Source organism: Cytophaga sp. FL35 (assembly GCF_014349235.1).
Classification (GTDB): Bacteria; Bacteroidota; Bacteroidia; order Flavobacteriales; family Flavobacteriaceae; genus Euzebyella.
Genome location: NZ_JACSOH010000006.1, coordinates 238480 through 248533 on the forward strand (window position 1 = coordinate 238480; position 10054 = coordinate 248533).

10 protein-coding genes are annotated in these 10054 nt (G+C 38.3%); 5 read left to right on the forward strand and 5 right to left on the reverse strand.

All coding sequences use genetic code 11. The annotated features are described in order from the left end of the window. The first annotated feature begins 150 nt into the window (after positions 1-150). Positions 151-489: a hypothetical protein gene (locus BIZ36_RS07295; RefSeq protein WP_187457218.1), complete on the forward strand. Its 339-nt coding sequence runs from the start codon at positions 151-153 to the stop codon at positions 487-489. Between the two features lie 73 nt (positions 490-562). Here BIZ36_RS07295 and BIZ36_RS07300 read toward each other — a convergent pair whose 3' ends face one another. From BIZ36_RS07300 to BIZ36_RS07315, 4 genes are all read right to left on the reverse strand, one after another. Further along, positions 563-1717 (reverse strand): AEC family transporter, encoded by a 1155-nt coding sequence (locus BIZ36_RS07300; protein ID WP_187457219.1) that lies wholly within the window; start codon positions 1715-1717, stop codon positions 563-565. A gap of 122 nt (positions 1718-1839) precedes the next feature. Further along, positions 1840-3027, reverse strand: coding sequence for a pyridoxal phosphate-dependent aminotransferase (locus BIZ36_RS07305; protein WP_187457220.1), 1188 nt, complete (start codon positions 3025-3027; stop codon positions 1840-1842). Between the two features lie 26 nt (positions 3028-3053). After that, positions 3054-3551: a hypothetical protein gene (locus BIZ36_RS07310; protein WP_187457221.1), complete on the reverse strand. Its 498-nt coding sequence runs from the start codon at positions 3549-3551 to the stop codon at positions 3054-3056. Positions 3552-3582: 31 nt separating this feature from the next. After that, positions 3583-6531: a TonB-dependent receptor gene (locus BIZ36_RS07315; protein ID WP_187457222.1), complete on the reverse strand. Its 2949-nt coding sequence runs from the start codon at positions 6529-6531 to the stop codon at positions 3583-3585. Between the two features lie 555 nt (positions 6532-7086). Between BIZ36_RS07315 and BIZ36_RS07320 the strand changes: the two genes are divergently transcribed. Further along, complete coding sequence (locus BIZ36_RS07320; RefSeq protein ID WP_187457223.1) at positions 7087-7554, forward strand: Lrp/AsnC family transcriptional regulator; 468 nt, start codon at positions 7087-7089, stop codon at positions 7552-7554. A 140-nt stretch (positions 7555-7694) separates the two neighbouring features. Further along, entirely contained in the window at positions 7695-8030 is a 336-nt protein-coding gene (locus BIZ36_RS07325) for a hypothetical protein (protein WP_187457224.1), read from the forward strand. A 46-nt stretch (positions 8031-8076) separates the two neighbouring features. On the opposite strand, the gene BIZ36_RS07330 is transcribed toward BIZ36_RS07325, so the two are convergent. Further along, complete coding sequence (locus BIZ36_RS07330) at positions 8077-8454, reverse strand: DUF1456 family protein (protein ID WP_187457225.1); 378 nt, start codon at positions 8452-8454, stop codon at positions 8077-8079. A gap of 133 nt (positions 8455-8587) precedes the next feature. On the opposite strand from BIZ36_RS07330, the gene BIZ36_RS07335 reads away from it, so the two are divergent. Continuing rightward, on the forward strand, positions 8588-8989 hold the full coding sequence (locus BIZ36_RS07335; protein ID WP_187457226.1) for a TerB family tellurite resistance protein: 402 nt from the start codon (positions 8588-8590) through the stop codon (positions 8987-8989). Between the two features lie 167 nt (positions 8990-9156). Next, the gene (locus BIZ36_RS07340) at positions 9157-9582 is read left to right on the forward strand and encodes an Hsp20/alpha crystallin family protein (protein ID WP_187457227.1); all 426 of its coding nucleotides are present in this window, start codon (positions 9157-9159) and stop codon (positions 9580-9582) included. Positions 9583-10054 lie beyond the last annotated feature (472 nt).

The following is a 10054-nucleotide window of genomic DNA, read 5'->3' on the forward strand; positions in this document are numbered from 1 at the left end:
AAAAAAAACTGACGAATCATTAGATTTTTAAGTAAAATTCAATTATTCTTATTTTGGTGTGTTAAAATTTGGTAAATCAGCAATTTACGTCCTTTAAATTATATTATCTTTACATAGAATTAGTTGAAACCAAATAAAAGTTTACCACAAATGAAAAAGATTTTTTATACGATTATAGCAGTTTTGGCATTGAATGCAAGTTATGCTTCAAGTGCCGATTATGAAGATAATGTTGTGCCATCCAAAGCGGTAGCGGCCCAAGTTTATAAGATGTTGGACGTACCTGTAATCCCAGAAACCATTAGGGGTGAAAGGGCAGAAGTTAGATTGGCAGTTGATAGAGGAAATTATCTTAGAATCCTATCTATTGAAACTGAAAGTGAGGCGTTAAAAGCTTTCATCAAAACCAATGTAGATTTCCAAAGATTATCCCCCGGCACTTTTGAACAAGGAGTGGTCTATAGGGTCCCAGTGGAAGTTAAAAAATAATTATTTGATATAGCTAAAAAAACCTCCAGAGCATATCTGGAGGTTTTTTTATGGAATCATTTTGCACTATAGATCAACTCTCGTCGCTAGTTTGTGGTGTTGCATTAAAACTAGCATAACTTCGGTAACTGGCAGACTCCAACTTTTCTTCCCTTGCTTTCTTGATCTTACCTACTAAGCTAGGGATGAATGATAAAGTGGTTAGCAGAACCCCAGCAGATAAAATAATGGTCGGGTTAATAAAATATTCGCTAAAGGAGAATATTCCAATGATCAGAATAGTGGAAAAGGGTAGGGAGCACGCCAGGATATTTACGGCAAAGTTAATATCAAAAGTGGGTTCTTTTTGTCCATCATTATCCTCCAACGATGATACTGCACTCATATGGGCAAAGGGCCAGAAACTACAGGAACTTTGTGGAAAGACCACTAGTAGCAAAATTAATGCTGGCGAAAGAGCCGGAAAAGCAAAGACAAAAATAGCGGACAAAATAAAAGTGATGCCTGCACGCCTTGCAAGTAAGGATACAATGGTACCAAATTCGCCCCCCTTCAAACGTACGGCCATTCCAATAAATAATAAGATCAATGGGGTCATGAGCGTTTTAAGACTACCGATCGTATTTTGTAAAAACTCTGGTAGAGATGCCATATTAAGGCCAAAAGACAATAACAGTAGGCCAACAATGATGACCATGTTAATAGGCTCCTTTAATAAAGAAAGGGCCAAGCTTTTTAATTTGCTGGAGGTGGAGGCCTTAGCATCTTGCAAAGACCTTTTACGATACCAATTCATAGCTAGCATATAGAGGAGAATGAGGACAAATATTTTGTTTCCTACATCTGCCAAAGCTGCCAATGCCAATGAATCATCTCCCAAATACAGGACGATAAAAGGAAAACAGGAAAGACCAGGTGCCAATGATGGAATTAACATCATTACCGTACGTCTTTTGGACTCTTGTTTTTTTGATAAAGTTGCGTTGAGCAAATATTTAGAGCTGGCTAGCATGACCAGGTTGAATGTCAACGCCAGCAATGGAAAAACGATTAAGGAACTTTCAAGTTTAATTTTTAATAGGGCAACGAAAATAACGGCGGGTAGCGCTATACTTAAAATGATAGTTTTTACTCCTTTCAAATCTTGCTTAGCTACCTTTTTTTGCAACAGTAGCCCTAAGCCTATAATCAATAGAAGTTCTAATGTATTTTGAAGCGCAAAGTTCATATGTTGAATTTAATTTTTAAACTAAGGTTTGTGTGTTCTTTTAGAACGGAATTACCCAAAAGAGCCGAATTATGGTATCAAGGCAATCTGACTAAAATCCGGCTCATTGGGTTGACTCAACTTTAAACTAGCACTTTTTGTAAAGCCGTAGCAAAGACTTTCATCTCATCCATGGTGCCCATACTAACTCGGCACCAGTTTCTGTCCATGATGTCAAAAGCTCTGACCCCCACACCTTCGGCAGTCATTTTTTCCAAGAATTTTTCGCCCTCCATTTCAATAGGAAACAAGATGAAACTGGTGGAAGAGGGTACATATTCATATCCCATTTTATTCAATGTTTCATAAACGAACTCTCGGCATTCGGCATTTAATTTTCTCGATTTATTTTGGAATTCCACATCATCCATACTTGCGGATGCTGCGTAAACAGATGGATAGGTTATACCCATACCTCCCCTGGTTATTTCCTGAATTTTATCAAGGGTAGATTCCAAGGCTACAATATATCCTACCCTCAATCCTGCCATACCGTGAATTTTAGAAAAAGTACGTGCAATGATGACATCTTTTCCTTGGGCTACCAAGGATACCATACTTTTCTTGTCTCCGTCCTCTAAAAAGCCCATATAAGCCTCATCAACAAAAACGGGAACCTTTTCTGAAACCCTTGAGCAGAAATCAACCAATTCTGCATGGTCTGTCATGCTACCGGTTGGGTTGTTTGGGTTGCATATGTAGACCAGCTTGGTATCTTCATCAATGGCTTCTTCCATAGCCTTTAGGTCATGGGACCAGTCCTTTTTCAGGGGTACTGGTTTCCAGCTTGCACCTGTAGCTTCCGCCACACGAATAAGTGACATGTAAGAAGGATCAGCGCTCACAACATTGCCACCATTTGCGAAAAGGACCATAGCCGTTTTTTCTAGCAGGTCAGATGAGCCAGGACCCATCATAACATTTTCCATCTTAACTCCTTCTTTCGTGGCAATTTTGCCCATGAGGTCAAAAAGTTCTCTCCAAGCATAGCGATTGCCCAAAGGGGTTGCACTTTTAAAGGCTTCAACTGCTTTAGGCGAAGGTCCATAAGGGTTTTCGTTAGCATTCAGTTTTGCCAAAAGTTTGGCGCTATCCGGAAATATGTTGGCATTGTATTCTTTGAAAAAAGGACTGTAAAGGCTTCTTCCCTCAGAATCATATTTCAATTGGGTCATGGGTGTCTCACCAAATGTAAGGTGGGGCATAACCATTGCTCCTGCGGCTGTTAAAGCTCCTCGCTTTAACCAAGCTCTTCTGTTTAAGTTTTCCATAGTGCTATATATTTAAGTTAAAAGTTCTAATTCATGTCTACGGGTTCTGCATTGGCTCCTATATTACCAGTTGCGACAATGGTGTCGTCCGCAGAACTCAAGTAGATATTTATATGTGCGTCCAAGCTGCTAATAGCATCGTAATACGACTCATCTGTTATGACAAAAAATTTGTTGGAGGAGAATTCACCGGTGGACCCATCTATAGCGTCCAATTCTGTAAGTGCCATGGTTTCATCTCCAATGGCTCCCCCAAGAATTATAGCTGGGTGCATAATTTCATCAATAGTGTTGTATAAGGATACTTGTACCAAGGTTTGGTCCAAGGTGCTTTTATAAAAAACTATCCTACCATATACATTGGAACCCGTGGGGTCCGTTGATTCTATAGTGTAAGCGGTATAGGTATTTAATATACCTCCTCCTTCTGCAGTTGTCAAGACTGGTTCCAGCCTTTCTTGTTCGCAGGAGGTGATACCTAGGGCTAGTATAAAAATTAAGATGATTGCTTTATATGTTTTCATAATCTTCTGTTTAAATTACTGTTACCTTCAATTACAAGTTAATGGTTAGTCTTCCAAAGTAGTAGGCACCTGCAGAACCTTGTTGGTATTGAGAGTAAAGATTAAATCCACGCAGCTCGTATCTTAATATTTCAGGATACTCGTTGAAAATATTGTTACCACCTATCGTTAAGCTTAAAGCATCTGTAAACTCGTAAGTCAAACCTATATCAGTTGTGAATTCTGGAGTAAAGTACTGATCAGCATAGCCTTGGGTGCCTTCTGGGACCAAAGTTCTCAAGTTATTATCCCTTGACTGTACTGATCCATAGCGGGTACCTCTTAGCATGGCAGAAAACTTACCTATAGAATAGTTGACAGTTCCAATAATCTTGCTGCTTGGGGTACCAGTTTCAAATTGACCTATCAAAGAACGGCTTACGTAGTTATCCGTTAATTCTTCATCCGTAAGGTTGGTGTTCAAGTCCGGAAGGTTTACTCCTTCAAACTTATTTTCCCTAAAAGTACCTGCTAATACAAATCCTAATTTGCTATCACCCAATCTAGTATTGTAGTTAACAACGGCCTCTATACCTTTTGTGCTGATATCACCACCGTTAATTCTGAAACTTGCCAAACCACTTCCAATAATTGGGTCTAGTACAGGGGCATCCGAAGAATCGAATTCACCAGTTTCAAAAATTCGATCATAGATGTCGATTTTGTACGCATCCACCGTAATATCGAATTTCCCAATTTTGGTGGTAAAGCCTAAGCTATAGTTCCTAGACCTTTCCTCTTGTAATGCTCCAATTCCCAGAGCACTGGCTGCAGAGCTGTTGTTAGGGTACAAGGTGCCGTCAAAGGGAACTAAATCAACAAAGAAGGTGTAACTGTGCGAGTAGTTCAACTCCTGTAAAGAAGGAGCTCTAAATCCACTACTGAAAGAACCTCTAAAGGAGAAATTATCCCCTATGGAGTAGCGTCCTGCCAATTTACCAGTTAAAACGTTCCCGAAATCGGAATAATTTTCGACCCTAAGGGCACCGGACATCAAGAAATTTTCTGTAAAATCCAATTCCATGTCAACATAGGCGGCCATAACGGACCTCCAGCTATTGCCTTCGTTTTCAGGTGCAAATCCCCTAAAACATTGGCAATTCAATGCGTAGTTTTTTACCAATAATTGGCTTACACCTGCATGCTCCAAGGTTACAGGAAGTCCAAGTTCGTCTACATAAGGGTTTCCGTTCAAATCTTCCAGAGGAAAGCCGTCGGGTCCAATCAATTCTTGATTGTCCTCTGTTGCTGTTACCACTCCTGCATCTCCGGCGGTCCAACTTTCTGCTTGGCCGGCTTCAATTGCATAGTTTTCAAATCTAAGTTCACCACCAAAGGCTATGTTAAGACCAGAAAGAATGTCCTCATAAAAATGGGAGGCGTCCATATTGATGGTATTTTGTAAGAATCTATGGGTTCCAAGGTTCATATCTGTTGGAGAACCGGTACCTATACTGGCATTCCATGTGTTGAACATGCCATATTGTGCGGAGTTGGTACCGAAGGTATTGCTCAAGTCAAAATCATAATCCCCGATCATACCGGTTATCCCAGTGGCCAAAGAAATGTTATATTGGTCATTATAGATTTGTGGGCGGAAGCCATTGGGGAAGAGCTCGTAACTGGACCTGTCCGCTTGGGCGGCACGTCTGAAAAAACAGCTGTAAGCATCGGAGTACTGATAACCAATGTCTCCAAAGGCATAAAAATCCGAAGTTTCGGTAAGGGGGTTTTCCAAGTTGAAAGCCAAACTCATATTTGTTTTTGCGGGAAGTCCTGAATAGGTAGAAACATCAATCTGTTCAATACCCCTTGCAGCCATCAAACCTTCTACGGTTTGTAGGGAGCTTATTAAATTGGCATCACCGCTGGCTTGGGCGGCTATAAGTTCTGGGTTGGTGATAATGGGGTTTCCGTTAACCGTGGTGCGACCATTGGTCAAATATAAATTGTCATATAGTGGAGCTCTGTCAAGCGAAAGTACGGTAGGACGCACAGTCCTTTCAGATTGTGCCAACATGATGGAGGCATTAAAATAGCCGCCATTTTCGAACCCTATGCCGTAATTACCGTCAAATTGAAAATTTTGACCGTCCCAGCCATCCAATGAACGTGTGAGTTCTCTTTCTTCGGGGGTTAGGGCAGATTCATCATACCCCAGTTTATTTGTGTAAGCACCGGCGGTCAATGTTCCTTTAAATTCCCCGGTGCCTTTTTTCATAACCATATTTATTACACCTGCAATAGCATCTGAACCATATTGAGCAGATGCACCATCTCTTAAAATCTCAATTCGCTCTACTCCAATGGATGGAATAAACCTCATATCCACCCCGGGACCGGGAGTACCTGTTTGGTTTCCCGCTAGAATTGCAGAAGTGTGTCTTCTTTTACCGTTAACGAGCACAAGCATTTGACTGGCAGCCAACCCCCTAAGGCTTGGCTGACTTACAAAAGATGAAAGGTCGCCTCCTCCACTTGTAAAAGCTGTGAAGGATGGCGCTGCTGCTGTAAGCATTTGTGAAATGTCCTGTTGTGGCATATTAATAGCTTCGGATGCTATATCTATCACATCTACCGGAACGGGCGTATCCAATTTTGATCGCCCTTGTCTTCTTGAACCAATTACGATGGTTTCAAGTAATTGCTCTGCTGCCGGAATTAAAATCATGTCCAATTCCTTTTGGCCGTTTACGGAAATTTCTTTTTTAGAAAATCCTAATGAGGAGAAAACTAGGATTGCATCAGATGGAGCATCGATAGTGTACTCTCCGTCAAAATTTGTAGTGGTTCCCTTTGTAGTTCCCTTAATAACTATGTCTACACCTGGGAGAACTACTCCCTGATCATCAATTACCTTACCGGTAATCATTATCTCTTGGGCCAACCCTAAGGTGAGAGATAACATAAATAATAATGATAGTATGAGAGCTTTCTTCATAAAATACAAGGTTTTGGTTGATACTAAACGTTGTCATTTGGCCAACCACGCCTTTTCCAAACTTGAATGGAATGGGGGTCAAAATCAATGAAAGAAAAGTTCCGGATACTTCACTTTGTTGCTGTCTTGTTACTGACATAACAACAAGACAATATTAGGGGTAGTTTTTCACAAAAAAAAATATGAAAACGCTCTAAAACACTGTATTTTAAAGAGTTATAACAATTAAATTGAACGAATAACCAATTATTCAATAAAAATCTAACGAAACGGTAGGTTTCAATGATTACAGGGTTAAAAATCTGTTAATATGAGATATTATATCAAAAATTCATTTTTATGACATCCAAAATTTGACCAAATAAAAAAAATGCATTATTCATTAGTTATAGGTCTTTATTGTCATATTATTACGCTTTTTTTCAAAAGCTTAAATTAAATTTACGGAAAACGCATTTTTAACAGTTTTAATTCAATGATTATGTGCAGAATTCTATTAAAGTTAAAAGTTAAAATAATGAATTACTGCCACTAGATCAATAATTTATAGGAGTTATGAAAGACAGGTTAGACGCTGTAGACCACAAGATATTATCAATTCTATCAGAAGATGCCCAAATGAATTATACAGAGGTTGCCAAGCGTGCCGGTATTTCTCCTGGTACGGTTCATATGCGTACTAGAAAAATGAAAAATTTGGGTGTTATTAAAGGGGCTACCTTATCCTTGGATTATAGTATTCTAGGGTGGAAGATGACGGTTTTCCTAGGGGTGCATTTAAGGGAGGCGTCGTTGTATAAAAGTGTGATCGATCAATTGGCCCTAATCCCTGAGGTAGTCAAGATTCACCATAGCACAGGAAAGTATGACATTTTTGTTAAAATCCATGCACGCGACAGCATTCATTACAGACAACTCTATCAAGAGTCTATACTTACCATAGAAGGGATAAGGGAGATAGAATCCTTTATATCCTTGGAAGAAAATATGAATAGGCATATATCGTTTGAGGAAGAGGAGTAGTCAACTTTTTCTATAATATCCTAGACTTTTAGAGGTAAACCTTAAAATCTTGTTAAAATTGTTCTTTTGAAGTAACACTTTCTCTTAGTGCTCGTCTTTTAGATATATCATCAATCATCAATCATTTAAAAAACGAAGTCATGAGAAAAATTAGTTTAGTTATTGCGTCTGCATTGTTAATGAGTTTTGGAACTGTTCTTGCCAATGATTCTGAGCCAAAGGTAAAATCCAATACCTTATCCAAGCAAATCTCACACATCTTAAGTGAAAACTCTTTGTCCCAAGAGGCAATAGACATGAGTGCCCAAGTGCGTTTTACCTTAAATAAGGAGCGTGAAATAGTGGTATTGTCCGTAGATTCTGAAGATGCTGATTTGGAAGGTTTTGTAAAAGCGAAATTGAACTATAAAAAAGTTCAAATGGAAGATTTTACAGAAGGTAAACTGTATACAGTATCCGTAAGGATTGCTAGATAATAATTATTTGAATTAGCTGAGAAAAATCCTGAAACTTTAATTGGTTTCAGGATTTTTTTTGCCCTTTTCTCTGGTTTGGCTTGTTTTTATATTTTACCGAAGAAATATCCGGTTGATGCTTTTGAAAAGGCTTCTTGGTTGATTTAGGTTTATTTTTGGGTGTGTCCGATTTCTTGGAAAGAACATCGCCCGGAAATTTTGGAGCATCTTTGGAGCCTCTTAAATGTATGACTAAGCCATTAAGGAAATTACGAAGCACCTGATCTCCACACTCCCTGTAATTAGGGTGGTCTTCCTTCCTAAAAAAAGCTCCTAATTCACTTTTGCTCAAATTAAAATCCACTAACTTCAGAATTTCGATGATATCATCATCGCGTAGCATTAGGGCCACCCTTAACTTCTTAAATACGTCGTTGTTGGTCATTTTCTAAATTTTTGGGCAAGTTATCACTATTTGGAGAATACCATGTCATTTCAGAGTTTTAACATAGAGGGTATTGTTCAATTTAGTAATTTTATATAACAGGAATTTTACTACATCTAAAATCTGTTACTTTATGGCTACCGAAAAGGAAAAGTTGAGCATATTGTCCGAAATGATCGAGTTTGCAAAGGTTGATGGGCAAATCAAAGAGTTAGAGTTCAATTTTTTACTGGGAGTGGCCCAACAATTAGGTGTGGATAGGGAAAAGTTCAATTCTTTATTTATTTCTGATGCGGAACATGTAGTTCCAAAGTCACAAGCAGAGCGTATTCTTCAGTTTCATAGATTGGTGCTCCTAATGAATGTGGACCAAGAAAAAAAGGACTTAGAAGTAACTAAAATCCATAATATAGGACTGGGAATGGGGTTGCCTCCTATGGCTATACATAGGGTTTTGGCTGTAATGGATGATTATCCGGGGGGCGTGGTACCTCCTAAAGTGCTCATTGACATATTTAAAGTTCATTATAATTAGGGCTTCTTTTTAGGATGTGAAGGCTTGACATGCAAAAAAGGTTAAAAGGCGTCATAATGACATTTTTTAACTTTCTAAAAATGCCATAACGTCAGTTTTTGTTGGTTGGTATATGATTTGCCTTTTGTTGGTTGAATTTAAAGTCTAACAAAATAAAACAACATATTATGAGCATAGTAAAAAGAAACAATTTGGTATTCCCTTCCTTAATGAATGAAATTTTCAAACCCGATTGGTTTGGAGGTGTGGACCATACAAGTTTTGATGTTCCTGCTGTAAACATTAAAGACAATGAAAAGGAATTTGAGCTTCAGTTGGCTGTTCCGGGAAGAAAGAAGGAAGATTTTAATATAGAAGTTGATAATGACGTATTGACCATTTCTTCTGATAGGCAGCATGAAGATGAGGTAAAAGAGAGTAATTATACCCGAAGGGAGTTTACATTCTCTTCATTTAAAAGGTCTTTTACCTTGCCGGAAACAATAGATTCCGATAAAATAAATGCGGAGTATGAAGACGGTATATTAAAGTTCGTGCTTCCTAAAAAAGAGGAGTCTTTACCTAAGCCAAAAAGGTTAATTGAGTTAAAATAATTAAGAGTTTTTGAGCCGTCCTTACCGGTTAATGTAAGGAGTTTTTAAGTTTAGTTGGTTAGTTGGAAAACGCCCTGATTTCATGTTCAAATTTCGGGGCGTTTTTTTGTGTATATTGCCGTCTAAAACTAATTCATTTTTAAGTGTAAACGTGGTTTGTTTTTGATACAAAATAGGCTGAATTGCACTCTAATTCAAAGTGATTTTTTTGGTCTAAAAAGTGTACTTAAAACTACATATGGGGTAGGAGCGATGCGGTGTATTATTGTGATAAATTTGGATAGAAAAATAAATAAGACTATCCATTTTGGGATAGCTAAATTGAGCAGCAATCATCCTATGTTTTACTTGTTTTCTACCAAGGTTTAACTCTGTAATTTTCTTAAAAAAACCGTTGCGTGTTCAAATTTTAGGGCATTATTTTCTATATTCAAAGCTGAGGTGAAACTAATAAAAAGTAGCTATATTAACG

Coding starts and splice junctions, on each gene's coding strand:
- BIZ36_RS07295 (WP_187457218.1), top strand. CDS start 151: ATGAAAAAGATTTTTTATACGATTATAGCAGTTTTGGCATTGAATGCA.
- BIZ36_RS07300 (WP_187457219.1), bottom strand. CDS start 1,717: ATGAACTTTGCGCTTCAAAATACATTAGAACTTCTATTGATTATAGGC.
- BIZ36_RS07305 (WP_187457220.1), bottom strand. CDS start 3,027: ATGGAAAACTTAAACAGAAGAGCTTGGTTAAAGCGAGGAGCTTTAACA.
- BIZ36_RS07310 (WP_187457221.1), bottom strand. CDS start 3,551: ATGAAAACATATAAAGCAATCATCTTAATTTTTATACTAGCCCTAGGT.
- BIZ36_RS07315 (WP_187457222.1), bottom strand. CDS start 6,531: ATGAAGAAAGCTCTCATACTATCATTATTATTTATGTTATCTCTCACC.
- BIZ36_RS07320 (WP_187457223.1), top strand. CDS start 7,087: ATGAAAGACAGGTTAGACGCTGTAGACCACAAGATATTATCAATTCTA.
- BIZ36_RS07325 (WP_187457224.1), top strand. CDS start 7,695: ATGAGAAAAATTAGTTTAGTTATTGCGTCTGCATTGTTAATGAGTTTT.
- BIZ36_RS07330 (WP_187457225.1), bottom strand. CDS start 8,454: ATGACCAACAACGACGTATTTAAGAAGTTAAGGGTGGCCCTAATGCTA.
- BIZ36_RS07335 (WP_187457226.1), top strand. CDS start 8,588: ATGGCTACCGAAAAGGAAAAGTTGAGCATATTGTCCGAAATGATCGAG.
- BIZ36_RS07340 (WP_187457227.1), top strand. CDS start 9,157: ATGAGCATAGTAAAAAGAAACAATTTGGTATTCCCTTCCTTAATGAAT.